This is a genomic window from Roseateles sp. FW301-B2 (genome assembly GCF_058788955.1).
In genome coordinates this window covers 204,960-229,485 of sequence record NZ_JBYTBE010000003.1, presented here as the reverse complement: position 1 = coordinate 229,485, position 24,526 = coordinate 204,960, and the positions used below count along the sequence as shown (strand labels likewise).

Annotated in this window: 21 protein-coding genes; 17 read left to right on the top strand and 4 right to left on the bottom strand. The window is 70.5% G+C overall.

The window, feature by feature from the left end; all coding sequences use genetic code 11:
* The first annotated feature begins 125 nt into the window (after window positions 1–125).
* Together AC3WQY_RS04210 and AC3WQY_RS04205 are read left to right on the top strand one after the other, a co-directional pair.
* Window positions 126–800: a PA4824 family protein gene (locus AC3WQY_RS04210; protein WP_492706055.1), complete on the top strand. Its 675-nt coding sequence runs from the start codon at window positions 126–128 to the stop codon at window positions 798–800.
* 120 nt (window positions 801–920) lie between these two features.
* Window positions 921–1,082: a hypothetical protein gene (locus tag AC3WQY_RS04205; protein ID WP_285234391.1), complete on the top strand. Its 162-nt coding sequence runs from the start codon at window positions 921–923 to the stop codon at window positions 1,080–1,082.
* Between the two features lie 44 nt (window positions 1,083–1,126).
* On the opposite strand, the gene AC3WQY_RS04200 is transcribed toward AC3WQY_RS04205, so the two are convergent.
* On the bottom strand, window positions 1,127–3,439 hold the full coding sequence (locus AC3WQY_RS04200) for a DEAD/DEAH box helicase (RefSeq protein WP_492706053.1): 2,313 nt from the start codon (window positions 3,437–3,439) through the stop codon (window positions 1,127–1,129).
* Between the two features lie 34 nt (window positions 3,440–3,473).
* Here AC3WQY_RS04200 and AC3WQY_RS04195 point away from each other — a divergent pair, with 34 nt between their 5' ends.
* The 3 genes from AC3WQY_RS04195 (at window position 3,474) to AC3WQY_RS04185 (ending at window position 6,743) form a co-directional block, all read left to right on the top strand.
* Window positions 3,474–4,727: a hypothetical protein gene (locus AC3WQY_RS04195; protein ID WP_492706051.1), complete on the top strand. Its 1,254-nt coding sequence runs from the start codon at window positions 3,474–3,476 to the stop codon at window positions 4,725–4,727.
* A gap of 352 nt (window positions 4,728–5,079) precedes the next feature.
* On the top strand, window positions 5,080–5,841 hold the full coding sequence (locus AC3WQY_RS04190; protein ID WP_425334674.1) for a TSUP family transporter: 762 nt from the start codon (window positions 5,080–5,082) through the stop codon (window positions 5,839–5,841).
* A gap of 74 nt (window positions 5,842–5,915) precedes the next feature.
* A complete protein-coding gene (locus tag AC3WQY_RS04185) occupies window positions 5,916–6,743 on the top strand; it encodes an HDOD domain-containing protein (RefSeq protein WP_285234388.1) in 828 nt (275 codons plus the stop codon).
* Between the two features lie 6 nt (window positions 6,744–6,749).
* On the opposite strand, the gene AC3WQY_RS04180 is transcribed toward AC3WQY_RS04185, so the two are convergent.
* Window positions 6,750–8,051: a GGDEF domain-containing protein gene (locus tag AC3WQY_RS04180; RefSeq protein ID WP_285234387.1), complete on the bottom strand. Its 1,302-nt coding sequence runs from the start codon at window positions 8,049–8,051 to the stop codon at window positions 6,750–6,752.
* 196 nt (window positions 8,052–8,247) lie between these two features.
* Here AC3WQY_RS04180 and AC3WQY_RS04175 point away from each other — a divergent pair, with 196 nt between their 5' ends.
* Complete coding sequence (locus AC3WQY_RS04175) at window positions 8,248–8,937, top strand: hypothetical protein (RefSeq protein WP_492706048.1); 690 nt, start codon at window positions 8,248–8,250, stop codon at window positions 8,935–8,937.
* Here the strand turns inward: AC3WQY_RS04175 and AC3WQY_RS04170 are convergent.
* Window positions 8,934–11,087: a putative bifunctional diguanylate cyclase/phosphodiesterase gene (locus tag AC3WQY_RS04170; RefSeq protein ID WP_492706046.1), complete on the bottom strand. Its 2,154-nt coding sequence runs from the start codon at window positions 11,085–11,087 to the stop codon at window positions 8,934–8,936. The two genes, AC3WQY_RS04175 and AC3WQY_RS04170, sit on opposite strands and share 4 nt — an antisense overlap.
* 143 nt (window positions 11,088–11,230) lie before the next feature.
* Between AC3WQY_RS04170 and AC3WQY_RS04165 the strand changes: the two genes are divergently transcribed.
* From AC3WQY_RS04165 to AC3WQY_RS04155, 3 genes are read left to right on the top strand one after another with little or no spacing between them, the layout of a single operon-like run.
* Window positions 11,231–12,049, top strand: a complete 819-nt coding sequence (locus AC3WQY_RS04165) for a substrate-binding periplasmic protein (protein WP_285234384.1) — start codon at window positions 11,231–11,233, stop codon at window positions 12,047–12,049.
* Between the two features lie 24 nt (window positions 12,050–12,073).
* Window positions 12,074–16,243, top strand: coding sequence for an SNF2-related protein (locus AC3WQY_RS04160; protein ID WP_492706043.1), 4,170 nt, complete (start codon window positions 12,074–12,076; stop codon window positions 16,241–16,243).
* A 24-nt stretch (window positions 16,244–16,267) separates the two neighbouring features.
* Window positions 16,268–16,558, top strand: coding sequence for a hypothetical protein (locus AC3WQY_RS04155; protein ID WP_492706041.1), 291 nt, complete (start codon window positions 16,268–16,270; stop codon window positions 16,556–16,558).
* Here AC3WQY_RS04155 and AC3WQY_RS04150 read toward each other — a convergent pair.
* Window positions 16,555–17,520, bottom strand: coding sequence for a DMT family transporter (locus tag AC3WQY_RS04150; protein ID WP_492706039.1), 966 nt, complete (start codon window positions 17,518–17,520; stop codon window positions 16,555–16,557). The two genes, AC3WQY_RS04155 and AC3WQY_RS04150, sit on opposite strands and share 4 nt — an antisense overlap.
* Window positions 17,521–17,595: 75 nt before the next feature.
* Here AC3WQY_RS04150 and AC3WQY_RS04145 point away from each other — a divergent pair, with 75 nt between their 5' ends.
* From AC3WQY_RS04145 to AC3WQY_RS04110, 8 genes are all read left to right on the top strand, one after another.
* The gene (locus AC3WQY_RS04145) at window positions 17,596–18,456 is read left to right on the top strand and encodes a LysR family transcriptional regulator (RefSeq protein WP_492706036.1); all 861 of its coding nucleotides are present in this window, start codon (window positions 17,596–17,598) and stop codon (window positions 18,454–18,456) included.
* A gap of 67 nt (window positions 18,457–18,523) precedes the next feature.
* Window positions 18,524–19,777: an MFS transporter gene (locus AC3WQY_RS04140; RefSeq protein WP_492706034.1), complete on the top strand. Its 1,254-nt coding sequence runs from the start codon at window positions 18,524–18,526 to the stop codon at window positions 19,775–19,777.
* A 50-nt stretch (window positions 19,778–19,827) separates the two neighbouring features.
* Entirely contained in the window at window positions 19,828–21,378 is a 1,551-nt protein-coding gene (locus AC3WQY_RS04135; RefSeq protein ID WP_492706032.1) for a glycoside hydrolase family 13 protein, read from the top strand.
* Between the two features lie 121 nt (window positions 21,379–21,499).
* The gene (locus AC3WQY_RS04130; RefSeq protein ID WP_492706030.1) at window positions 21,500–22,042 is read left to right on the top strand and encodes an EF-hand domain-containing protein; all 543 of its coding nucleotides are present in this window, start codon (window positions 21,500–21,502) and stop codon (window positions 22,040–22,042) included.
* Window positions 22,043–22,155: 113 nt separating this feature from the next.
* Entirely contained in the window at window positions 22,156–22,755 is a 600-nt protein-coding gene (locus AC3WQY_RS04125) for a pyridoxamine 5'-phosphate oxidase family protein (protein WP_285234376.1), read from the top strand.
* Between the two features lie 19 nt (window positions 22,756–22,774).
* Entirely contained in the window at window positions 22,775–23,170 is a 396-nt protein-coding gene (locus tag AC3WQY_RS04120) for a GFA family protein (RefSeq protein ID WP_492706027.1), read from the top strand.
* Window positions 23,171–23,247: 77 nt separating this feature from the next.
* Complete coding sequence (locus AC3WQY_RS04115; RefSeq protein WP_492706025.1) at window positions 23,248–23,469, top strand: DUF4287 domain-containing protein; 222 nt, start codon at window positions 23,248–23,250, stop codon at window positions 23,467–23,469.
* A gap of 9 nt (window positions 23,470–23,478) precedes the next feature.
* The gene (locus AC3WQY_RS04110; protein ID WP_492706022.1) at window positions 23,479–24,315 is read left to right on the top strand and encodes a hypothetical protein; all 837 of its coding nucleotides are present in this window, start codon (window positions 23,479–23,481) and stop codon (window positions 24,313–24,315) included.
* Window positions 24,316–24,526: the final 211 nt, after the last annotated feature.

Genomic DNA, 24,526 nt, shown 5'->3' with positions numbered 1-24,526 from the left:
GGCATGGGGCGCAGCTTAGCCAAATTCCCAAGCCTGGCAGCGATGCTGCGTTGCACCCAGGCGACGTGGCCGATTTTGATCGCGCGCAAACCGGCCAGGCGCGCAGGCTGCAAGAATAAATGCAAATGATTCGCAATAACTTATTTCCCTTGCTGATGCTTGCCGGGGCGATGTCGGCGCAGGCCGGGCGCCCCCTGCTGACCGAAGACGCCGACGTCCTGGCACCCCAGGCCTGCGAGCTGGAGTGGCTGGCCGCCCGCCAGCGTCAGGCCGACGCGCCGAGCACCCAGGCCTGGGGCAGCCAACTGGGCTGCGGTTTCGGTGCGCAAAGCCAGGCCGCGCTCGGGATCGGGCGGAACGCGGGCGTGCAGACGCTGCAGCTGGGCGGCAAGACGGCCTTGCTGGTGCGTGAGGCCGCGGCGCCGGGCCTGACCCTGGCCTGGGGCGTGCAGGCCCAGCGTGCCGAGGGCCGGCGGCTGCAGCACGACAGCAGCTATCTGAACCTGGTGTGGAGCCAGGCCCTGCTTGACGGCCTGACCGGCCATGCCAACCTGGGCTGGAGCCACAGCCGCCTGGCGGGCCTGGACACGCGCAGCTGGAACCTGGCCCTGGAGTACGCGGCCACAGCCAATGTCGATGTGCTGGGTGAATGGTATGGCGATGACCGCAGCAAGCCCTGGCTGGCCCTGGGCCTTCGCTGGGCCGCCGGCCCCGACTGGAGCCTGCATGCCGCGCTCGCCCAGCAGGCCGAGCGGCCACGTATCCGGCTGTTGAGCCTGGGGGTCAAGCTCGCGTTCTAGCACCATTCTGGTGCGAATATTTTTGAAGAAATGTTGTCAACCAAGCTTCCAGCACTGGCGTTGAACCTGGCAACGGATCGGGATTGAAGCTCCCGGGCGTTTACCAAAAGGTCTCAAGCCATGATGAAGTCCCAGCATCGCACCGAACCCCAACCCCGTCGCATTCCGATGCCGGAATGGAACACGGACAAGGGTCGCAAGCACGAAGCGTTTGAATCCGGTAGCCTCGGCTGCGACCGCCGCAGCCTGGCGCGCGCCATCCGTTTCGACCGCAAGCGCTGAGCCCTCGCTCGGCCCCCCGCAGAGCGCCCCCGTGGCGCTCTTTGTCATTCTGAATCGGCTTTTTCCGCTTCGTCCAGCGGTGCCAGCAGGCGCTCCAGTTCCGGCGCGCTGAACTTGGCCAGACCCTCGCCACTGTCGCTGCCCAGCAGACCTTCGGCCAGGGCCCGTTTGCGCTGCTGCAGCTCCAGCATGCGCTCCTCGATACTGCCCTGCACCACCAACTGGTGCACAAACACCGGCTGATCCTGGCCGATGCGGTGTGCCCGCGCGCTCGCCTGGGCCTCGACCGCCGGGTTCCACCAGGGGTCGATATGGATCACGGTGTCGGCGGCGGTGAGGTTGAGCCCCACGCCGCCGGCCTTCAGGCTGGCCAGCAGCAAGGGCACCTCGCGCGCCTGGAAGCGTTGCACGATGGCGCCGCGCTGCGCGGCCGGCGTCGCGCCGGTGAGCTTCAGCAGCGGCAGGCCCAGGGCCTGGAACTCCGCTTCCACCAGGTCCAGCATCTCGGTGAACTGCGAGAACAGCAGCAGGCGCCGGCCCTGGGCCAGCAGATCGGGCACGCGCTCGCGCAGCCAGGCCAGCTTGGCGCGCTCGATGCCGGCCGGTATCTGCACCCCCTTCAGCAGCAGCGGGTCGCAGCAGACCTGGCGCAGCTTGAGCATGGCGTCGAGCACCGAGATCAGGCTCGCCGACCAGCCCTGGCGCGCCAGGATGCGCCGCACCATATGGTCGGCGCCCACGCGCACGCTTTCGTAGAGCTGCTTCTGCTTGCCCTGCAGGCTGACGCGCTGCACCAGCTGGGTCAGCGGCGGCAGTTCGGCCGCCACCTCGTTCTTGAGTCGGCGCAGGATGAAGGGGCGCACCCGCGCGGCCAGCAGGCGGGCACGCCGGCCCTCGCCGTTCACCTCGATGGGCTTGCGCCAGATGCGGGCGAAGCCGCGCGCATCGCCCAGAAAGCCCGGCATCAGGAAGTCGAACTGGGCCCACAGCTCGCCCAGGTGGTTTTCCAGCGGCGTGCCGGTCAGCACCAGGCGGTGCCGCACCTGCAGGCGCCGCAGCGCGCGGGCGCTGCGGGCATGGGCGTTCTTCACCGCCTGTGCCTCGTCCAGTATCAGCAGATGCCAGGGCTGGGCCGACAGCGGCCGCAGGTCGCGCCACATCAGCCCATAGGTGCACAGCACCAGATCGGCCTCGCCCAGCTGGGTATACAGCGCAGCCCGCTCCGGCCCATGCAGCACGACGACGCGCAGGCCCGGCGTGATGCGCGCCGCCTCCTGGGCCCAGTTGAACAGCAGCGAGGTAGGCAGCACCACCAGGGCGGGCCGGTCCAGCCGCCCTGTGAGCTTTTCCAGCCACACATGGGCGAGCGCCTGCGCGGTCTTGCCCAGGCCCATCTCGTCGGCCAGGATGCCGCCCAGGCCCTGCTCGCGCAGGTATTGCAGCCAGGCCAGCCCCTGCAGCTGGTAGGGCCGCAGGCGCAAGCCCAGGCCGGGCGGCTCGGGCACGCCAGCGGGTGCGCCGGCCGCCAGCAGGCGCCGTGCCATGGCGCGCAGGCCGGCATCGCCGTGGATCTGCCAGCGGTGGTCGGGCACCTCGTCGAGCAGCGCCAGGCGCGTCGCATCCCAGGCGTTCAGGCGCAGCGGTGCCTGCCCCAGCTTGGCGCTGCCCAGCAGATCCAGCAGCGCGGCCATGATGGCCTTCAGCGGCCCCGCCAGGGCATGGACGCGCCGGCCGCCGGGCGCGCGCAGGCTGACGATGGCCTCGTCGTCCATCTCGGCGATGGCGTTGGCGTCCAGCCAGCGCTTGTCGCGCCGCAGCAGGTTGGCGATCAGCGGCGCCAGGTCAAGGCGCTCGCCGCCGGCCACCTCGATGCCCAGGCTCAGCAACCAGGAGCCCTGGCGGCGCGCCAGGCCCAGGCCTTCGACCTGCGGCGCCTGCTCGTCGGCGATGTCCAGGTGCCAGGCATCGACGGGCAGGCTTTCATGCACAAAGCCGGGCGCCACCTGCACCTGCCAGCCCTGGGCCTGCAGGGCCGGCACGGTATCGGCCCGGAAGTCGCCGAAGAATTCCTCCTGCATCAAGGTCCAGCAGGGGGCCAGGTCTTGCCCCAGGGCGGGATGGCGCCATTGCAGCATCGCCGGGTCCACCGGCTGCACGCCCAGCGCCAGCCACTGCGGCCAGCGCGCGTCATCGGCGGCCAGGCCCTCCAGCCGCAGCAGGCTGAGCTGATCGCCGCGCGGCCCCAGCTTGCCATGCGCGCGCATGCCCAGCCAGCCTTCGCCGCGACCCAGGGTCAGGAGGGTGAGGCGTGGCGTCGCGGCACTGGGGTCGTCCATGGGCATCGCGGCATTGTCCATGGCCCCGCTGCCGGCAGATGGCAGACTGCCGGGCATGAGAATGCTTGTGCGCTGCCTGCTGCTGCTCCTGTCCCTGCTCCTGATCGGCGTGATCTGCCTCGTGTTGCTGGGCCTGCAGGCCGAGCCCTTGGTGCGTAACCCGCTGCAAGTGAATGCGGCCGAGGTGCAACGTGCCCGCGCCGTGCTGAGCCGCAACGACCCGCGGCGCGACCCGCACGAGGGCCTGCGCGTGGCCAGGCTCAGCGCCGGCGAGCTGGAACTGCTGGTCAATCAGCTTGGGCAAAGCGTGCGACCGATGGCCGTGCGGCTGCGCCTGCGCGCCGGCAGCGCCGGGCTGGAGGCTAGCCTGCGCCTGCCGCTGCCCTGGCCGGGGCCATGGCTGAACCTGCGCGCCGAGTTGCTGGAAGCGCCCGGTTGGCCGCTGGTGAGCCGGCTCCGGCTTGGCCGGCTGCCGGTGCCCGACTGGTTGTCCGAGCGCCTGCTGCGGCGCGTGTTGCAGCAGCTGATGGAGCAGGCCGGCAGCGCCGTGCCGGTGGAGATGCTGCACCAGATCAGCTTTGCGCCGGACCGCCTGCTGGTGGTTTACGAATGGCGCAAGGACAGCCTCGACCGCCTGCTGGGCGTCTGGGCGAAGCCGGCCGAGCAGGCGCGCTTCAAGCTCTACCAGCAACGCCTGGTGGCGGCGAGCCAGGCCTTCGCGCCCGGCAGCGCGGTCTCGCTCGCGGCCCTGATGCCGCCGCTGTTCGAGCTGGCGGCCCAGCGCAGCGCCCAGGGCGAAGACGCGATGCAGGAGAACCGTGCGGCGGTGCTGACCCTGGCCCTGCACGCCAGCGGCCAGCATTGGGGCAAGCTGATCCCGGCGGCGCGTGGCTGGCCGCGCGCGACGCCGCTCACCGTCACGCTGGCCGGCCGGGACGATTTCTCCCAGCATTTCCTGATCTCGGCGGCGCTGGCGATCGAGGGTGGCGGGCCCATGTCCAAGGCCATCGGGGTCTACAAGGAACTGGCGGACGCACGCGGCGGCAGTGGCTTCAGCTTCAACGACATTGCCGCCGACCAGGCCGGCACGCGGCTGGGCCTGATGGCGATGGAGCGTGCCAGCCAGTTGCAGCAGCAGCTGCGCCGGCCGCTGCCGGAGAGCCACTACATGCCCGCGGTGGCCGACCTGCCCGAGTTCCTCAGCGAGGCCGAATTCCAGCGCCGCTATGGCGGCGTGGGCGGTGCCGGCTATCAGGCGATGCTGGCGCAGATCGAGACCCGCATCGCCGCGCTGCCGCTGTTCCGCTGAGCCGGGAGGCTTGGCTCAGCTATCGCACAAATGCAACACAACGGGGAAACGAGGCAGCGCAGCATCTGCGCGGGCACAGAAGGTTTGTTCATATAAATAGAAGCTTTATGTGAAAGTAAGCACATCCAAACATTGCCAATTTGGTGCGCGTCGCCGCGTGGAAACCCCAAGTGCGTGCATGGGCAGCTAACCCTACATTGGCCCCACTCGACGCGAGCGTTGTGCGAATAGCGCTTGCCTACGGGGGCTGAGGAGACAAACACAGCAGAGCAACTCGAACGAATTCAGTGACACTGTCACAGTTCACGGGCACCGAACGGTGCCCGTTTTTATTCGTGGCGCCGAACCGAAGATGCTGGAACTTGTGACCGTGGCGCTGGCCTCGCTGCTGGCCGGATTTGTGGATGCCGTCGTGGGCGGTGGCGGCCTTGTGCTGGTGCCGGCGCTGTTCAGCGTGTTCCCCACGGCCCCGCCCGCCACGCTGTTCGGCACCAACAAGGGTGGCGCCGTCTGGGGCACGGCCTGGGCCACGCTGCAATACGCGCGCCGCGTCACCCTGCCCTGGCACGCCCTGGCACCGGCCGCCGCCGCCGCGCTGCTGGGCAGTTTTGTCGGGGCCTGGACGGTCACCCTGGTCAGCGCCGGCGGCCTGCGCCGCAGCCTGCCCTTCATCCTGCTGGGCGTGCTGCTCTACACCCTGGCCAAGAAGGACATGGGGCGCCACCACGCGCCGCGCTACAGCGGGCGCGCCGAGGCCTGGGTGGCCAGTGGCATCGGCCTGCTGATCGGTTTCTACGACGGCTTCTTCGGCCCGGGCACCGGCAGCTTCTTCGTGTTCCTGTTCGTGCGCCTGCTCGGCTTCGACTTCCTGCACGCCTCGGCCAGCGCCAAGCTGCTCAACACCGCCACCAACTGCGCGGCCCTGCTGCTGTTCGCGCTCAAGGGCCATGTCTGGTGGCAGATCGCCGCCGTGATGGCGGTGACGAATGTGCTGGGCAGCCTGATCGGCACCCGCATGGCCCTGGCGCGCGGCGCCGGCTTTGTGCGCGGCATGTTCGTGCTGGTGGTGAGCGCGCTGATCCTGAAGACCGGCTGGGACGCCTTCCTGCGGTGATCCCCCCAAGGTGGCTGGCTGCCCGCCGGCGGCAGGCGCTACCATAGGGAACACTTATAACTACGTCACCCACCATGCCGGTCGATCCACAATTGCGCGCGCTTGATATCGAGATCCCCACCCAGCCCGAGGTGTTGGTCAAGCTCTCGCTGCTGATGGCGGCCGAGGACATCGATCTACAAGCGGTGTCGGCGCTGGTGGAAACCGATATGGCGCTGGCGGCGGCGGTGCTCAAGGCCGTCAATTCCTCGCTCTACGGCCTGCGCGGTCGGGTCCAGACGGTGCACCAGGCGCTCACCTACCTGGGCATGCGCGAGGTCGCCGCCATCACCTTCGAGATGGGCTTGCGCGCCGCCTTCCCGCCCGCCGCCGAGCTGGAGCCGATCTGGTCGCGCGCCTCGCAGCGCGGCCTGCTGATGGGCCGCATGGGTCAGATGCTGGGCGTGGACCCCTGGGCAGCGCACTCGGCCGGCCTGTTCGAGGAATGCGGCAAGGCGGTGCTTTACCGCCATGCGCCCGGCCATTACCCGGCCATGCTGCGCGCCGCCACCAAGGACAGCGACCTGGTGCAGCTCGAGCACACCGCCTTCGGCGTCAGCCACGACGCGCTGGGCGCGGCGCTGTGCGAGAGCTGGGGCCTGGCCCCGGCGGCGGTGGCCAGCGTGCGCTACCACGTGCAGGTGCAGGCCGAGCTGAACATGCCCGAGAGCCTGCAGCGCCGCAGCATCTGCGCCATCTCCACGGTGGCCTGGGCCCTGCTGAACACGCCCGACGAGGTCGAGGCGGTGGCGCGTGCGATCGCGCCGCAGGCGCAGCTGGACGAGACCCTGGTGCTGCGCGCCGCGCGCCGCGTCAGCGAGCAGCTGCTGGAAGCGCAATCGCGCGGGCGCGATACCCAGTAAGGCCGGTCAGGCCGCCAGGCTGAGCCGGTCGCGGCCGGCATGCTTGGCGATGTAGAGCGCCTCGTCGGCCGCCTGCAGCAGGCCTTGCGGGCTCAGGTAAGGGTGCTGGGCGCCATAGCCGGCCAGGCCGATCGACACCGTCACCATCTGATCCACCGGGCTGGCGCCATGCGGCAGGGCCAGGCCGCGCCAATCCTCGCGCAGCTGCTCCAGCAGGCTTTGCGCGCTGGCGGTATCGAAGCCGGGCAGTAGGCAGGCGAACTCCTCGCCGCCCAGGCGCGCCACCAGATCGGTGTCGCGCTTGAAACGCTCGGCCAGCAGGCGCGCAAAGCGCTGCAGCAACTCGTCGCCGGCGGCATGGCCATGCAGCTCGTTGTAGGGCTTGAGGTGGTCCAGGTCGAGCACCGCCAGCGCCAGCAGGCTGTGCTGGCGCTGGGCGCGCTTGAACTCGCGGCGCAGCGCGTCGTCGAACTCGCGCCGGTTGGCCAGGCCGGTCAGCACATCGGTGCGGCTCAGCAATGAGAGCTCGCGCTTCTTGCTTTCCAGCGCCTGCTCGGCGGCGCGCAGGGCCTGGCTCTGGCGTTCGATCTCGGCGCGCAGGGCCTGGGCCTGCTTGTGTTCGCGCTTGAGCTGCTCGCCCATGCTCGAGTGCACATGGGCGATCGCATGGTTGAGCTCCTGCAGCTCGGCGCTGCGCCCGCCCTGCTCATCGAGCCAGGCGAACTGGCTGGGTGGTTGGGTGGGATCGAAGGATTGGGCGTCGGCGCTGAGGCGGCGCAGATGGCGCAGCAGCATGCGATCCACCACCACCACCGCGGCGGCCACCAGCACCAGCACCAGCAGCAGATGCTGCATCAGCATCGCCCAGGCGGCTTCCTGGCTGAGGGTGTGGCGCAGGCTGGCGGCCTCCGACAGCACCTTCACCGAGCCCATCATCTCGCCCTGCCCACTCTGCGGCAGATTGAATTCGCTGTGGGCACTGCCCTCGTCATGCGTGGTGCTGCCCGCCACGAAGCGGCGCCCGTCGTGCACCTGCAGCTCCACGCCATGCACGCCCTGGCGCGCCAGCATGCTGCGCAAGAGCAGGTCGGTCAGCTCGGGTTGGGCGCTGGCCAGGCTCTTGGCCAGCGGCTCGGCATAGAGCAGGGGTAGGGTACGCAACTCATGCGCCAGCTGCTCGGCATGCCTGGCGGTTTCCTGCTGCAGTTGCAACCCGCCCGAGAGCAGCGCCACGATCAGGCCCACCCCCGCCAGGATCAGGCTGGTGCGCGATCGCGCGGAGGCGCTGGCGGCGGGGCTGTAGGACATGAGGGAACTGCTGGGCTCGATGGGATGGGCTCGCGTCACGCGTGAGCACTGACTTCATTGTGTGCGTGCAGCGCGCAGCCCGGTAAGCGGGAGAACACCAGGGTAGCCGCAGGCGCTACATTGCGCTTGAGACTGGCGAGCAGAGAGGTACGCGGTGCTGCGTAAAGTCGCATTGGGATGCGGGATCGCCCTGAGGATGGGGTCGGCGCTGGCCGATCCCGGCTACTACCTGCTCACGCCCTACGACAACGAGGGCCAGACCCTGCTCGAGCTGCGCTACTGGACCGTCAAGCCCAGCGGCGGCCGCCCGGCCACGCTCTGGCCCGAGCTGGGCCTGGCCCATGGCTTCGGGCCGCGCTGGACCACCCGCCTGCTGGCCAGCTACATCGGCACCGAGGCCAGCAGTTTCAAGCTCAGCAGCGTGAGCTGGCAGAACCAGTTCATGCTCACCCAGGGGCAATACCCCTTCGATCTGGCCCTGCATGCCCAGCTCAGCCAGCTGCATGGCTACGAGTCCGGGCCGGCGCTCGAGTGGGGGCCGGTGTGGCAGAGCGAATGGGGGCTGTGGCAGATCAACCTCAACGCCCTGTTCGAGCATGGCTATGGCAAAGCCGCCGACGGCGGCACCCAGCTCAAGCTGCAATGGCAGCTGCAGCGCCGCCTGGCCCCGGGCCTGCGCCTGGGCGTGCAGGGCTTCAGCGAGCTGGGCAACTGGCGCGCCTGGGACGCCCGCGCCAAACAGTCGCACCGGGTCGGGCCGGTGCTGCACTGGGCGTTGCCGGTCGGGGAGCGTCAGGCGGTGAACTGGCAGTTCGCCTATCTCTGGGGCTCCACCTATGGCCGGCGCGGCGACATGTTCTCCGCCCAGCTGCAGTTTGCCTTCTAACTGAACAATTCACTGGCCGGCACGGGCCGCGCAAAGTAGTAGCCCTGGGCCTCCTGGCAACCCAGCTGCAGCAGCCGCGCCGCCACCGCTTCGGTCTCCACGCCCTCGGCGATGGTGCGCAGGCCCAGGCTGCGCGCCAGCCCGATGATGGCCTCGACGATCACCGCGCCCTGGCTGGCATCGTCCAGCTGGTGCAGGAAGCTGCGGTCTATCTTGAGCTTGTCGATCGGGAAGCGGCTCAGGTAGGCGAGGCTGGAATAGCCGGTGCCGAAATCGTCGATCGCCAGCTTCACCCCCATGGCCTTGAGCCGCGTCACCGTGGCCAGCACGCTGGCCGGGTCGCCGATCAGGATGGACTCGGTGAGCTCCAGCTCCAGCTGGCTGGGGGGCAGGCCGCTGGCCTGCAGCGCGGACTGCACGGTGGCCTCGATATCGCCCTGGCGGAACTGCAGGGCCGAGAGATTGACGGCGATGCGCGGCCGGCCCTGGCGCTCGTTCTGCCACTGCGCCGCCTGGCGGCAGGCCTCGTGCAGCACCCAGGCGCCGATCGGCACGATCAGGCCGGTCTGCTCGGCCACCGGGATGAACTCGGCCGGCGGCATCAGCTTGCCATCGGCGCGGCGCCAGCGCAGCAAGGCCTCGGCGCCGACGCGCCGGCCCGTCGCCAGCTCCACCTGCGTCTGGTAATGCAGCTCGAACTCGCCCTGCTCCAGCGCCTTGGCCAGGCCATGCTGCAGCTGCATGCGCTCCATGCCCTGGGCATGCATGCTGGGGTCGAAGAACTGGAAGGTGTTGCGGCCGCTGTCCTTGGCGCGGTACATGGCGGTGTCCGCCTGGCGCTGCAGGGTCTCCAGGTCGCGCCCGTCGTCCGGATAGAAGGTCACGCCGAAGGAGGCCGAGACGCGCATCTCGTTGCCCTCCACCGCCACCGGCGTGCTCAGCTGCGCCTGCAGCGAGGCCAGGATGGGCAGCACCGCCTCGCGTTCCCGCAGGTCGTGGAAGAGCAGCAGGAACTCGTCGCCACCCAGGCGGCAGATGGTGTCGGTCTCGCGCAGGCTGGCGCGCAGGCGCTGCGCCACCGCGAGCAGCAGCGCATCGCCGGCGCCATGGCCCAACGAGTCGTTGACGTTCTTGAACTGGTCCAGGTCCATCAGCACGACGGCGAACTTGCCGCCATCGCGGCGCGCCTGCGCCATCGCCTGCTCGATGCGGTCGTGCAGCAGCACGCGGTTGGGCAGGCCGGTGAGCGGGTCGTGGTGGGCCAGGTATTCCAGGCGCTGCTCGGTGCGGCGGTGCTCGTCGATCTCCTCGCTGAGGCGCCGGTAGGGCTCGCGCACCGAGACCACGAACACCGCGCGGAAGATGAAGTAATAGGCCACGATCTTGTAGAGGTGGCCCAGCAGGCTGTAGAGGTCGTTGACGTTGGCGTAGAGCGTGAAGCAGAGCTCGCTGAGGATGCTGATGATGGCCGCGCTGGCCAGGTCGGCGCTGTTGAAGCGCGCGCGTGCGCCGCGGCGCAGCAGCAGCAAGGCGGTGGGCACGAGCAGCAGGATCAGGCCGTATTCCGCGACGATCTTGAGCTTGGTCAAGCCCTGACCCTCGATGAAGAAGCGCGGCCACAGCTCGGGTGCCCACAGCGCCAGACCCAGGCAGGCCAGCACGAAGCCCAGGCTCAGGGCCAGCATGAGGGCGCGGTCGGCGCGGCTGGTGGTGCGCGCATGCGGCTGCAGCGCCAGCGTCAGCAGCACCAGGCTGGCCAGATAGCGCGCGCAGAGCCAGAACACGATCGCCTTCTGCGGCTCCGCGGGCGTGATGAAGTCCGGCATACCCTTGTAGGAGAGCAGGTGGGCCAGGTCGAGCAGACCCACGCCCATGAAGCCGGCGCCCAGCAGCACGGTGTGGTGCTGGCGGTCGTGGAAGCTGGCGGTCCATACCGAGGCGAACACCAGCAGGCTCACCAGCACGGCGGCCAGCTCGCACACCGTGTGCAGCCAGGTCGGGAAGATGCGCGAGGCCAGCAGCTCGTTGCCGGTCACCGGCAACCAGCCGGCCGCCAGCAGCAGCAGGGCCAGCGCCATGATCCAGCGCGCCGACACGGTGGACTCGGTCTCGCGCTTGCCAAATAGGCGCGTCGGTTCGCTGATCAACACTTCATCAGCCTTCAATGCAAGCTCCCTGTCATTGGCTTTTTGTTCCTGCAGAGCATAGCCTGAGCCTGCCGCGCCATCGCCCTGGTTTTGCGCGCAGAATGCGAGCAAGAGCCTGTCATCCATCAAGTCAGGCCACGGCTCGCATGTCCTCGCTCATGCCGCTTTTACGACGTTGGGTTCTGCTCTCGGTGTTGCTCGCTTGCGGCTGCGGTGTGCGGGCGCAGGAGGCCGCGCGCCCCTTGCGCCTGTGTGCCGACGAAGCACCGCTCTACCCCTGGCGCTTGGCCGAGCCGCGCCGGGCCGGCGCGCTGCCGGCGGGCCTGGACTTCGTGCTGATCGAGCAGGCGGCCGCGCGCATGGGCCTGGCGCTGGAGCTGAGCCTGATGCCCTGGCGGCGTTGCCAGACCGAGCTGCAGCGCGGCGGCCAGGACGCGGCCCTGGGCATGAGCTACCGCAGCGACCGCATGCAGTTCGCCATCTTTCCCTGGCGCGATATGGCGCCCGATGAGGGCCTGCGCATGCGCCGCGAGAGCTACAGCCTCTACGCGCTGGCGCAGGAGGGGCCGGTCTGGGACGGGCGCCATCTGGCGGCCAAGGGCGAGCTGGTGGTGGGCGCGCCCTCGGGCTACTCCATCGTCGAGCAGCTGCAGGCCATGGGGCTCAAGGTCGATGAAGGCACGCGCAGCGTGGAGGCCAATCTGGAGAAGCTCGTGAAGCGCCGCGTGCAGGCCCTGGCCCTGCCCACCGGCGAGGGCGACGAGGCGCTCAAGCGCGATGCCCGCTGGGCCCAGCGCGTGCAGCGGCTGGACCCGCCCCTGGTCGAGAAGTCCTACTTCCTGGTCTACTCGCATAGCTATTACGGCGGCAACGAGGCGCAGGCCAAGCGCCTGTGGGCCGAGCTGGCGCAGGTGCGCGAGTCGGCGGCCTTCAAGCGCAGCGAGGCCGAGCTGCTGAGGCCCTGAGCGACCGGGCGGCATACTGCCGGCATGTCCCCGTACCCCGACCCCAGCGCCGCCGCCACCGAGCCCGAACTGCAAGCCGTCCTCGATGCCCTGCTGCTGATGGGCGGCAGCCGCGGTGCGGCCGGGCTGGCGCTGTGGTTGCAGGCCCAGGGCGAGATCGCCAGCGCCGAGCGCTTCAGCCAGGCGCGCGTGCAGCTGGCGTTGCGCCAGCTGCAGCAGCAGGGCCGCATCCAGCCGCTCAGCGGCCGCGTCTACGGCGTGCCGCCGGGCGCGCAGGCCGAGCGCCTGCAGGCGCTGCTGCTGCTGCCCGCGGCGCGCCAGTATTGGCAGCGCCTGCTCTACGTCTACAGCGATGGCCAGGCCCATGCGCGCCAGCCCATGCAGTGGATAGGGCTGCGCTCGGCCGACGAGGCGGTGCGCATGCTGCGCCTGTTCCTGCACTCGGGCGTGGACCTGGCCACCTACCAGGCCCAGCTGCGCGGCCCGCTGCTCGAGCTGAGCCATGCGGAGGTCCAGGCCGCGGCGCTCACCGAGCCCTGGATGCCGGCCGCGGTGGCGGCCCTGCCGGCCGAGCTGAGCGAGACCCTGCTGCGCCAGGCGCTCAAGACCTTGAGCGCCGACGACGCGCGCCGCGGCCAGATCCGCCAATGGCTGCAGCAGCGCCTGGCCACCGCGCCGCAAGCGCTGGGCCCCGAGGCGCGCGCGCAGCTCGCCGAGGCCCGCCTGCAGGCGCTGGATCTGGACGGTGCGCGTGCCCTGCTGCAGGGCGAGCCGGGGCTGGCGCTGGTGCAGGCCGCCGAGCGCCTGGCGCAGGGCGCCTGGGCCGAGGCTGCGGCCCTGTTCGAGCAGGCCCTGAAGGCGCGGCGCCAGGCCAGCGGCCAGCGCCGCGGCCTGCTGGAGCGCGAGCTGGCGCGGCTCTACCTGGTGAGCCTGCTGGCGCAGAGCGACCCGCTCGCCTGGGCGCAGGCGCGCAAGTTCTGCATCGCCGAATCGGGCTCGCGCAAGCCCTCGGCGCATGAATGGTGGGGCTTGTGGGCCCATGCGATCGGCGTGCGCCTGGGCGAGGAGGGCCTGGACGAGCAGGCCCTGGCCTACATCCCCGGGTTGGAGCAGCGCGCCCACGCGCTCGACCAGGCCTGCGACCGCCTGCTGCTGGCCGCCTGGCTGGGCAAGCCCGCGCCGGGCTGGACGCTGGCCGCCGCCACGGCCCTGCTGCAGCGCCTGCAGGCGGCCGAGCAGCATTGGCAGGCCTGCCTGCTGGCGCAGGCGCTGGAGCGGCTGGAGCTCGGCGAGCTGACGCACGAATTGAGCGCCCAGCCAACACCACTCAACTGGCTGGGCGGGCCGCACGAGGCCTGGCGCGATGCGCTCGCCGCCATCACCCAGCTGGCCGAGGAGCAGGCGGCGCAGACCGGCATCAGCGAGCTGGCCTGGCAACTCGAGCTCGATGCTCAGGGCCGCGTGCAGGACATCCTGCCCTTCGAGCGCAGCCGCAGCGCGCGTGGGGCACTCAAGCTCAAGCCGGTGACGCTCTCCAAGCTCAAGAAGCAGGGCCAGAGCAGCAGCGCGCGCGACAACGCCGTGCTGCGCCATATCGAACGCAGCATCTACAGCGCCGCCAACAGCTACGAGCTCGACGTCAGCCAGGCCGCCATCGCCCTGGTCGGGCATCCGGCGCTGATGTTTGCCGATGCCCCCGGCCAATGGGTGGAGCTGGTGGAGGCCCTGCCCGAGCTGGAGGTGCGCCAGGGCGCGGATGCCAGCTACGCCTTCCACATCCACCCGCCGCTGCTCAGCAGCGAGCCGCCCAAGCTGAGCGCCTGGTATGGCAGCCGGCACGAGGCAGAGGTGGACAAGCGCAACAGCCTGCGCGTGCTGCGCGACGGCCCTGCCCATGCGCGCCTGCTGCGCATCAGCCCCACCCAGCGCCGCGTGGCCGAGCTGGTGAACCAGGGCTGGACCGTGCCCGCCAGCGCGCAGGCCGAGCTGGGCGCGGCCCTGCAGGTGCTGAGCGGCCATTTCCAGCTGCACAGCGATGCCGCCGCCGGCCGCTCGGTGGCGGGCGACAGCCGCCTGCGCGCGCGCCTGAGCCCGCTCGGCGAGGGTCTGCAGCTGCAGCTGGTGGCCCAGCCCTTCGGTGGCTTCGGCCCCGCCGTCACGCCCGGCGCGGGCCGCGCGCGCCTGCTGTGCATGCACGAGGGCCTGAGCCTGGCGACCGAGCGCGACCTCGCCGCCGAGGTGGAACATCGCCGCGCGGTGCTGGAGGCCATGCCCTTCCTGGACGCCGAGCTGCCGCCCGACCTGCCCTGGCTGCTCACCGAGCCCGAGGAGGCGCTGCGCGCGGTGGAGCTGCTGCCGGGCCTGCCCGGCATCGCCGCGCTCGACTGGCCCAAGGGCAAGCCGCTGCGCGTCACCGCGCTGGCCAGCAGCGGCGTGCGCGTGCAGGTCAGCAGCGCGCGCAACTGGCTGGCCCTGCAGGGCGAGGCCCAGCTGGACGAGCAGCGCGTGCTGGGCCTGCAGGAGCTGATGCAGCTGGCGCGCGCCTCGCGCAGCCGCTATGTGCGCCTCGCCGAGGGCGAATACCTGGCATTGAGCGAGCAGCTGCGCCAGCAGCTGCGCGACCTCGACGCGCTGGCCGTGGCCAGGAAGGACCAGCTGCAGCTGCCCCCCGCCAGCGCCAGCTGGCTGGATGAAACCCTGGGCGAGATGCAGCTGGCCGGCGACGCCCCCTGGCGCGCGCGCATGGACGCGCTGGCCGCCGCCGCCGCGCTGCAGCCCGTCGTGCCAGCGGGCCTGCGCGCCGAGCTGCGGGGCTATCAAGAGGAGGGTTATGCCTGGATGGCGCGCCTGGCGGCGGCCGGCCTGGGCGCCTGCCTGGCCGACGACATGGGCCTGGGCAAGACGGTGCAGACCCTGGCGCTGCTGATCGCGCGCGCCGCCCAGGGCCCGGCCCTGGTGCTGGCGCCCACCTCGGTATGTGCGAACTGGCTGGCCGAGGGCGAGCTGTTCGCGCCGGGCCTGAACCTGGCGCTCTACGGCAGTGCGGGCGAACGCGCCGCCCAGATCGCCGCGGCCGGCCCCGGCGATGTGCTGATCGCCTCCTACGCGCTGGCGCAGAACGATGCCGAGCTGTTCGCCGCCAAGGACTGGGCCAGCCTGGTGCTGGACGAGGCCCAGGCGCTCAAGAATGCCGCCACCAAACGCGCCAAGTCGGTGGCCGAGTTCAAGGCCGGCTTCCGGCTCGCGCTCTCGGGCACGCCGGTGGAAAACCGCCTGGCCGATCTCTGGTCCATCATGCAGCTCATCAACCCGGGCCTGCTGGGCACGGCCGCGCAGTTCGCCGAGCGCTTTGCCAACCCGATCGAGCGCAAGGAGCAGCCGGACGCGGCCGCGCGCCAGCGCCTGCGCCGCCTGGTCTCGCCCTTCCTGCTGCGCCGTACCAAGGCCCAGGTGCTGCAAGACCTGCCCCCGCGCACCGAGATCGTCCACCTGGTGCAGCCCGGCGGCGAGGAGCGCAGCTTTCTCGAAGCGCTGCGCCGCGATGCCCAGGCCAGCGTGGCCGCGGCCGCTCAAGGCCAGCAGGGCGGCGGCCCCGCCATCCAGGTGCTGGCCGAGCTGATGCGCCTGCGCCGCGCCGCCTGCGATCCGCGCCTGGTGGCGCCCGAGCTGGGCCTGGTGGGCGCCAAGCTGGGCGAGTTCGAGCTGTTGGTGCGCGAGCTGGTGGACGGCGCCCACAAGGCGCTGGTGTTCAGCCAGTTCACCGATTACCTCAAGCTGCTGGCCGAGCGCCTCGACGCGATGGGCGTGCGCTACCAGTACCTCGACGGCAGCACGCCCGCGGCGGCGCGCGCCCAGCGCGTGGCGGCCTTCCAGCGCGGCGAGGGCGAGGTCTTCCTCATCAGCCTCAAGGCCGGCGGTTTCGGCCTCAACCTCACCATGGCCGACTATGTGCTGATCGTCGACCCCTGGTGGAACCCCGCCGCCGAAGACCAGGCGATGGGCCGCGCCCACCGCATGGGCCAGCAGCGCCCCGTCACCGTCTACCGCCTGGTCACCGCCGGCTCGGTGGAGGAGCGCATCATCGAGCTGCACCGCGACAAGCGCGGCCTGGCCGAGGGCATTCTGGCGGGGCAGGAGGAGGCCACGGTGCTGGACGCGGCAGCGCTCTCGGCGCTCTTGATGGACAGCGACTAGGGCGGATGGCAAGATGGCCCCACCATGAGCCAGAGTTTTGGCGCCGAGGCGCCCCGCCCGCACAGCAATACCCACCAGCGCAAGCCCGCGCGCTATCTGGTGGTGATCGAGTCGGGCGGTTATATGGTGGCGCGGCTGTTTCTTGACGACCGCGAACTGGTGGCCGAGTTCGACGCCAGCACCGAAGAGACCGGCCACATGATCCAGGGCCTGGCGGCGAGCCACGACGCCGGCGATCCGGCATGGGACAAGGCCCTGCAAGGCCATAGCGCCGCGGAGCGCGCGGCGGCGGACGTCTACCTGTTGCCGGTCTAGGCCGGCAGTGCCCGACCCTTGCGCCCGTGCAGCCCCGCCAGCCGGCGTGCCAGGCCGGCGTGGCCGCTTACCAGCGCGATGCCGGCTAGCACCAGGCCGCTGCCGGCGATGAAGCCGGGGTCCAGGGCCTCGCCCAGCAGCCAGACGCCCAGCAGCACGCCGAACAGCGGCGTCAGGAAGGCGAATACGCCCAGCTGCGAGGCCAGGTAGCGGCGCAACAGCCAGCACCAGGTGAGGAAGCTGGCGAACGAGACCACCAGGCTCTGGAAGCCGAAATGCGCCCACACCAGGGCCGAGGGCTGGAACTGCCATTGCCCGCTCAGCCAGGCGCCGGGCAGCAGCAGGGCAAAGGCGCCCAGAAGTTGGTAGAGCAGGGTCTCGGTGGCGGGCGCGGCGGCCAGGGCCGAGCAGCGTATCGTCACCGTGGTGGCGCCCCAGGCCGCACCGCCCAGCAGGGCCAGCAGATCGCCCAACGGCGCCATGCCGCCCGCCGCGGCGCCGCCATGCCGGCCGCCCAGAAAGGCCAGGGCGATGCCGCCGAAGGCCAACAGGATGCCCAGCCATTGCAGCGCCGCGAGCCGCTCCGCCGGCAGGCGCCAGTGCAGCCCCAGCGCGGCGAACAGCGGCGCGGTGTAGAGGTAGATCACCACATGCGAGGCCTGCGTCAGCTTCAGGGCCTGGGCCACCAGCAGGTATTCCAGCCCGAACAGCGCACCGGCCAGCAGGCCCGCCCGCCAGCGCGCGCGCTGTGGCGCCTCGCCACGCCAGGCCATCAGCGCCGCCAGCAGCAGCAGGGCCACCAGCGAGCGCAGCGCCACCATCAGCATCGGGCTGGCCTGGTCGGCCACCGCCTTCAGCGAGATCTGCTGCAGGCTCCAGGTGAGGCACAGCAGGGTCATCACGCCCAGGGCGCGTGCATCGATGGGGCCGGGTGCGGCCGGGGTGCTAATGCTGTATTGCATGCCGCGCACTGTGCCGGCGTGCTGGCGCCGCACAAAGCGCATAATTCGACGCCAATCCATGCGTTTATCGAATCCATGCGCGATCTGCAGATCGACTGGCTGAAATGCTTTGTCGCCACAGTCGATGCCGGCTCGCTCTCGAGCGCGGCGCTGGAGGTGAGCCGCTCGCAATCGGCGGTGAGCATGCAGCTCAAGAAGCTGGAGTCGGCGCTGGGCTGCCGGCTGCTGCAGCGCGGCCCGCGGCAGCTGGAGTTGACCCATGAGGGTCAGACCTTGCTGGGCTATGCGCGCCGCATGCTGGACCTGCAGGCCGAGGCCCAGGCCGCCCTGCGCGACGAGGCGATTGCCGGCGTGGTGCGCCTGGGCGTGCCCGACGACTACGCCAGCCGCTACCTGACCCCGGTGCTGAAGCGCTTTGCGCCGCGCCATGGCGGGGTGGAGATCCAGCTGGACTGCGAGCAATCGACCTCGCTGATCCCGCGCGTGGCCAGCGGCGAGCTAGACCTGGCCCTGGTCTCGCGCGACCACGCCCGCCGCGGCACCCTGCTCTTCCACGAGCCCATGGTCTGGGTGGGCGCGCCGCAGTTCGAGGTCTGGAGCCGCAACCCGCTGCCCATCGCCGTCTACGAGGAAGCCAGCCTGGGCCGGCGCAGCGCCATCCATGCGCTGGCTCTGCAGGGCCGGCCCTACAAGGTGGTCTACAACAGCTCCAGCCTGGCCGGCCAGATCGCCGCGGTGGAGAGCGGCCTGGCGATCGCGGCGCTGACCCAGTGCAGCGCGCCCGCGCATCTGCAGGTGCTGGGCCTGGCCCATGGCCTGGGCCCGCTGGAGCCGATGCAGGTGGCGGTCTACCGCAGCCAGGCCTCCAAGGGCTCCAAGGCGGTGGACAGCCTGCAGCGCATGCTGGTGCAGACGCTGCGGCAGGCGGGCCCCTGAGGCGGGCAGGCCGCGCGCGGCAAAGCCCTGCGCCAGCCCGGGCCGGCCGGTCTGGTGACAATGGGCCATGCCCGCGCAGCCCCAGGCCCATTCCACCGGCTCCTCCAGCCCCGCCGCCTCGCCCCCGGTGCCCGCCTTGGCCATCGTCGGCCTGGCCCTTGCTGCCATGGCCAGCGGCATCTCGCTGCGCCTCACCGACGCGCTGCTGCCGCGGCTGGCGCAGGAGTTCGCCATCACGCTGGGCCAGGCCTCGCAGGTCATCACCGTGTTCGCGGTGGCCTATGGCCTGGCACAGCTGCTGTTCGGGCCGCTGGGCGATCGCTACGGCAAGTACCGTGTGGTCGGCTGGGCCTGCGTGGCCTCGGCCCTCACCTCGCTGGCCTGCGCGCTGGCCCAGGGCCATGCCAGCCTCTTGCTGGGGCGCCTGCTGGCCGGCGCCACCGCGGCGGCGGTGATCCCGCTGGCGATGGCCTGGATCGGCGATGTGGTGCCCTACGAGCGCCGCCAGGCCGTGCTGGCGCGCTTCCTGATTGGCCAGATCGTCGGCTTTGCGCTGGGCGTCTGGGCCGGCGGCTACACCGCCGACCACCTGGACTGGCGCACCCCCTTCTTCGCCGTGGCGGGCCTGTTCGTGCTGGTGGCCCTGGTGCTGCAATGGGTGCGACGCGGCCTGCCCGCCAGCGCCCTGGCCACCCAGCCGCAGCGCGGCCATGTGCTGGCCGGCTTGTTGCGCGAGTTCCGCGCCGTGCTGGCGGGCCCCTGGTCGCGCCTGGTGCTGCTGGCGGTGTTCTGCGAGGGCGCGGCCCTCTATGGCGCCTTCGCCTTCGTGGCCTCGCACCTGCACCAGCGCTTTGCGCTCGCGCTCTCCTTCGTGGGCGCGCTGGTGATGCTGTTCGCGCTGGGCGGCCTGGGCTTTGCGCTGGGCGCGCGCCAGCTGGTGCAGCACCTGGGCGAGACCGCGCTGGTGCGCTGGGGCTCGCTGCTGATGGCCGGCGCCCTGCTGGCCGTGGCGCTGGCGCCCAGCTGGTGGTGGGCCATGCCGGCCTGCCTGGTGATGGGCCTGGGCTTCTACATGATGCACAACACCTTGCAGACCCGCGCCACCCAGATGGCGCCCGAGCGCCGCGGCGCCGCGGTGGCCCTGTTCGCCTCCTGCTTCTTCCTCGGCCAGTCGCTCGGCGTGGGCGCGGCCGGGCTGGCGGTGGAGGCGCTGGGCACCAGCTGGCTGCTGGCCCTGGGCGCCGCGGGCGTGCTGCTGGTGGGCTGGAACTTCAACCGTCAGCGCCTGGCCCTGCAATCGCGGCTGGGGCTGCAGGCCTGAGCATCCCGCTTGCTTCAACAGCGGCTAAAGAAACACCGGAGACACCGACCATGAAGCATGCCTATCTGACCCTGCTGCTCGCCCTGCCGGCCGCCTGCATGGCCGCCAGCTTCGAGCAGCGCGAGGCCGACTGGCGCAACGGCGCCATCGTCTACCAGGTGCTGGTGGACCGCTACGTGCCCGCGGCGAATCTGGAGGCCAAGCGCGCGCTCTACCCCGCGCCCAAGCGCCTGCGCGATTGGTCGGAGCCCGCGCGGCCCGGCGTCTACCTCGCCGATGCCAAGCTCAACAGCCAGGAGCTGGACTTCTGGGGCGGCGACCTGCAAAGCCTCAGCACCAAGCTGGACTACATCCAGCAGCTGGGCGCCGACGTGCTCTACCTCAACCCCATCCACCTCGCCTACACCAACCACAAGTACGACGCCTTCGACTTCAAGGCCATCTCGCCCGAGTACGGCAGCCAGCGCGAGTTCAGGCAGCTGGCGGTGCAGGTGCATCAGCGCGGCATGAAGCTGGTGCTGGACGGCGTGTTCAACCACATGGGCCGCAACGCGCCCAAGTTCCAGGAGGCGTTTGCCAGCCCCAAGAGCCGCTGGCGCGACTGGTTTGCGATCGGCCCGCAGTACGAGGGCGGCGCGCGTGTCTGGACGGGCTTCCAGAACCTGCCCGAGCTCAATCTCGAGAACCCCGCGGTGCGCCACTACCTCTACGGCGCGCCCGACTCGGTGGTGCGCAGCTATCTGCGCGACGGCGCCGATGGCTGGCGCCTGGATACCGCCTTCGAGCTGGGCCACCGTTACCTGCGCGAGCTCACCGACGCGGCGCACCAGCAGAAGCCCGGCTCGCTGGTGGTGGGCGAGATCGTCAACTACCCGGGCGAATGGCTCAAGTCCATCGACGCGGTGATGAACTTCGGCCTGCGCCAGATCGTGCTGGGCCTGGCCGGCGGCGAGCTCTCCGCCCCCAAGGCCGCGCACATGACCGAGCGCCTGGTGCGCGATGCCGGCATCGAGCCCATGCTGAAGTCCTGGATGGTGATCGACAACCACGACATCCCGCGCATCGCCAACCAGTTCCCCGATGCCACCCAGCGCCGCATGGTGCAGGCCCTGCAGTTCACCCTGCCCGGCGCGCCCAATATCTACTACGGCGCCGAGCTGGGCATGACGGGCGGCCCCGACCCCGAGAACCGCAGCCCGATGCGCTGGGAGCTGCTGCGCGCCGACAACCCCGAGCTGCTGTGGATGAAGCAGCTGGTGGCGCTGCGCAAGCAGCAGCGCGCGCTGCGCGTGGGCGACTTCCGCCTGGTGGAGGCCGAGCAGCTGTTCGCCTTCGAGCGCTACACCGATCGCGCGCTCGACACCATGGTGGTGCTGGCCAACCCCAGGGCCGAGCCCGTCACCGAGCGGGTGATGATCGCCAACGCCCATCTGATGGACGGCACCCCGATGGTCGACGCGCTCGGCCAGCCCGGCGCCGCGGCGCTGGGCACGGTGAGCGCCGGCTTTCTCACCGTCACCGTACCGGCGCGCACCACCCTGGTGCTGCGGCCCATGGAGCGCGAGCTGGGCGGCTACAGCCGCTACAAGCGGGTGCGCTGAGCGGGGCGGCGGCCGGGCGCGGCCGGCTATTACGTTTGTTTCATGTGGCGGCTCTCAGTCGCTGCCGGGTGCGGCCGAAATGCAGTCATGGCCCCCAGCGCAACATGAAGGAGTACGCATCATGATGACGAGCAGCGCCCTGTCGCCCTACCGCAGCACCAGCACCAGCGTCAGTACCAGCACCGAAGGGAGCGGCACCCCGAGCCGCATCAGCACGGCCAACAACCGGCCGCTGAACCGCCTCAGCGCCGAGCAGCTGTTTGGCCGACTCGACCGCGACGCCAAGGGCTATCTCGAGGCCACGGATTTCGTGCGCATCTCGCCGGCCGGCGCGCGCGCCGCCGCGGCCGCCCATGCCAAGCAGAACGAGCGCGCGCAGCAGCTCTTCGAGCGCATGGATGCCGATGGCGACGGCCAGCTCAGCGAAGCCGAGTTCAAGGCGGCCCTGGCCTCCATGGTCGCCACCGAGAGCCATGGCAAGGCCAAGGGCGTTGCCAAGTTCAGGGGCGAGACCGAGGCCGCGCCGCCGCCAGCGCCGGCACCGGAGCCCGCACCCGCGCCCGCACCTGCAGAGGCCAACGCCGCAGGCAGCAGCAGCACGAGCCCCAACCCCGAGGTGACGGCTGCGCTGCAGGCCTACGCCAGCGTGGCCAGCGCCAGCTGAATTGCGCTGTGCTTGGCGAGGCGCCCGCCCGGGCACAGAATGCCCTGGCGGGCGGTCTTGCCCGCGCGCTTCGATCGTGAGGCAGGACGATGACGATGGCGGCCAAGCATCCGATGTCTTTCTTTCACCCCGGCATGCGGCAGCTGCAGGAGGCGCGCGACACCCGCGCCATCGCTGACCGCCTCGAGCAGGTCACCCTGCGCAGCGCCTTCACCGACGAAGACCGCGCCTTCATCCAGCGCTGCGCGATGTTCTTCATCGCCAGCGCCGACGCCGAGGGCCACCCCGATTGCTCCTACAAGGGCGGGCTACCCGGATTTGTGCGCGTCCTCGACGATCACACCCTGGCCGTGCCCGACTACGACGGCAACGGCATGTACCGCAGCTGGGGCAATGTGCTGCTGAATCCCCATGTCGGCCTGCTGTTCGTGGACTTCGAGACGCCCAAGCGCCTGCGCGTCAACGGCACGGCACAGGTCTGCATGGACGACCCCTTGTGCGCGGAATGCCCGGGCGCGGTGTTGATGGTGCGCATCACGGCCACGCGCATCTTTCCCAACTGCCCGCGCTACCTGCACAAGCTGCAATGGGTCGAGCCCTCGGTGTACGCGCCGCGGCCCGGCTACAGCCCGCCGGTGCCGGCGTGGAAGAGCTTCGATGCCTTCCGCGATGCGCTGCCGGCGCGCGACCGGCTGGATGATGGCAAGCCTTGACGAGCGGAGCGGACGCATCATGACGACCTTGAATGGCAGCTGCCTCTGCGGCGCCGTGGCATGGAGCCTGGCCGGCCAGCCCGAGGGCGCCACCGCCTGCAACTGCACCGCCTGCCGCCGCTATGGCGTGCTCTGGGCCTATGGCCATGAGAACGAGGACATCCATGTCAGCGGCGCGACCCGGCCCTTCGTGCGCGGCAAGGCGCTGGAGTTCCACTTCTGCCCGCAATGCGGCTGCATCGCCTTCTGGCGCGGGCTGCGGCTCGACGAGCAGGGCCGCCGCCGCATGGCGGTGAACCTGCGCCTGTGCGAGCCGGAGGCGGTGGCCCGTATCCCCATCGACCACTTTGATGGGCTGGACAACTTTGACGACCTGCCGCGCGATGGGCGCTGCGTGGGCGACTATTGGTTCTGACGCATGTCTATTGGCGCAAGCCTTGCCTTCGACGCAGAATGCCTAGCCATCGCATTGAATGACTAGGAGTCATCCCCATGCCCGACGCGCCCGCCCCCAAGGTCAAAGGTCCTGCCTCCTACTTCCCGTCCATCGAGAAGACCTACGGGCAGCCGATCGAGCATTGGCTGAAGGTGCTGCGCGCCGCCGGCGGCCTCAAGCACATGGAGCTGGTGAACCTGCTGAAGACCGAGCACAAGCTGGGGCATGGCCACGCCAACGCCTTGGTGGCGCACCATCTGGCGTCTTCCCGGTCTTAGCCAGGCCGCATGAACCAAGCCCGCGCGTCTTTCTCTTTTGCAGCGCTTTGCCTGTGGCCGCTGCTGGCCGCCGGCGCGGCCGCGGCCGATGAGCAGCAGCTGCTGCAGCAGCAACAGCAGCGCTGCCCCGCCGAGCTGCGCGTGGGCGTGCTGGACTACGAGCTGGCGCCGCTGCTGCTGGGCAAGGATAAATCGGCGCCGCCCGCCGGCAAGCTGATCGACTGGATACGCCAGGCCGTGAGCAGGAGCGGCTGCACGCCAAGGCTGCAGCTGCAGCGTTTTCCCATCACGCGCGGCCGTGAACTGCTCTTGCGCAACGAGATCGATATCTGGGGCGTGGCCTTCCCGGGCGTCGAACTGCTGGCCATCAGCGCGTTGCCCATGCAACAGGACGGTCAGGTCGACCCGCAGCTGGGTTTCTATCTCTCCAGCTACTCGCTCTACGCGGACGCCCTGAGCTCGCAGCAGATCAGCTGGGACGGCCAGACCCTGCGCGGCCCCGAGGACATGCGCGTGGGCGTGGCGCCGGTGCCGGCGCTGCGGGCGCTGGTGGCCGAACGCAACTGGACGGCCGAGAACGGCCTGGACACGCAGAACGTGCTCAACAAGCTGGTGCAGGGCCGCAGCGCCGTGGCCATCCTGCCCGACATGCTGGTCGCCACCCAGCCCGCCGAGGTGCTGGCCCGCCTGCGCAAGCTCTCACCGCCGGTGCTGACGAGTTGGTACTACTCCCCCACCAGCAAGGACCTGTTCGCCCGCCACCCGGCCTTTGTGCGCAGCTTCTGGCTTGAGATGTGCAAGGCGGGGCGGGCGGAGCAGAGGAGCAGGGTGGGGTGCAGGGAGTAGCTTGGCGCCTGGGGATGGAGTCGCGCTTTGCCAGACCTGCCTTGGTATGCGTGCTCTTGCCAACAGCGCTCTGCCGGAGCGGCGCAGGCTGGTGGGTGCGAGGCCCCATTTGCGGCGCCGAGCAGCGCAGCGGCTTCGGGCCGCGCGCGTATTCCGCGCGCCTCAAGCACTGGATTGGCGCAATTTGTTTGAGCGCAATGAGCGCAGCGAA

Coding starts and splice junctions, on each gene's coding strand:
- AC3WQY_RS04175 (WP_492706048.1), top strand. CDS start 8,248: ATGGGGTCGGCGCTGGCCGATCCCGGCTACTACCTGCTCACGCCCTAC.
- AC3WQY_RS04195 (WP_492706051.1), top strand. CDS start 3,474: ATGAGAATGCTTGTGCGCTGCCTGCTGCTGCTCCTGTCCCTGCTCCTG.
- AC3WQY_RS04150 (WP_492706039.1), bottom strand. CDS start 17,520: ATGCAATACAGCATTAGCACCCCGGCCGCACCCGGCCCCATCGATGCA.
- AC3WQY_RS04140 (WP_492706034.1), top strand. CDS start 18,524: ATGCCCGCGCAGCCCCAGGCCCATTCCACCGGCTCCTCCAGCCCCGCC.
- AC3WQY_RS04165 (WP_285234384.1), top strand. CDS start 11,231: ATGTCCTCGCTCATGCCGCTTTTACGACGTTGGGTTCTGCTCTCGGTG.
- AC3WQY_RS04190 (WP_425334674.1), top strand. CDS start 5,080: ATGCTGGAACTTGTGACCGTGGCGCTGGCCTCGCTGCTGGCCGGATTT.
- AC3WQY_RS04125 (WP_285234376.1), top strand. CDS start 22,156: ATGTCTTTCTTTCACCCCGGCATGCGGCAGCTGCAGGAGGCGCGCGAC.
- AC3WQY_RS04180 (WP_285234387.1), bottom strand. CDS start 8,051: ATGTCCTACAGCCCCGCCGCCAGCGCCTCCGCGCGATCGCGCACCAGC.
- AC3WQY_RS04115 (WP_492706025.1), top strand. CDS start 23,248: ATGCCCGACGCGCCCGCCCCCAAGGTCAAAGGTCCTGCCTCCTACTTC.
- AC3WQY_RS04205 (WP_285234391.1), top strand. CDS start 921: ATGATGAAGTCCCAGCATCGCACCGAACCCCAACCCCGTCGCATTCCG.
- AC3WQY_RS04130 (WP_492706030.1), top strand. CDS start 21,500: ATGATGACGAGCAGCGCCCTGTCGCCCTACCGCAGCACCAGCACCAGC.
- AC3WQY_RS04110 (WP_492706022.1), top strand. CDS start 23,479: ATGAACCAAGCCCGCGCGTCTTTCTCTTTTGCAGCGCTTTGCCTGTGG.
- AC3WQY_RS04120 (WP_492706027.1), top strand. CDS start 22,775: ATGACGACCTTGAATGGCAGCTGCCTCTGCGGCGCCGTGGCATGGAGC.
- AC3WQY_RS04145 (WP_492706036.1), top strand. CDS start 17,596: ATGCGCGATCTGCAGATCGACTGGCTGAAATGCTTTGTCGCCACAGTC.
- AC3WQY_RS04185 (WP_285234388.1), top strand. CDS start 5,916: ATGCCGGTCGATCCACAATTGCGCGCGCTTGATATCGAGATCCCCACC.
- AC3WQY_RS04135 (WP_492706032.1), top strand. CDS start 19,828: ATGAAGCATGCCTATCTGACCCTGCTGCTCGCCCTGCCGGCCGCCTGC.
- AC3WQY_RS04160 (WP_492706043.1), top strand. CDS start 12,074: ATGTCCCCGTACCCCGACCCCAGCGCCGCCGCCACCGAGCCCGAACTG.
- AC3WQY_RS04210 (WP_492706055.1), top strand. CDS start 126: ATGATTCGCAATAACTTATTTCCCTTGCTGATGCTTGCCGGGGCGATG.
- AC3WQY_RS04200 (WP_492706053.1), bottom strand. CDS start 3,439: ATGGACAATGCCGCGATGCCCATGGACGACCCCAGTGCCGCGACGCCA.
- AC3WQY_RS04155 (WP_492706041.1), top strand. CDS start 16,268: ATGAGCCAGAGTTTTGGCGCCGAGGCGCCCCGCCCGCACAGCAATACC.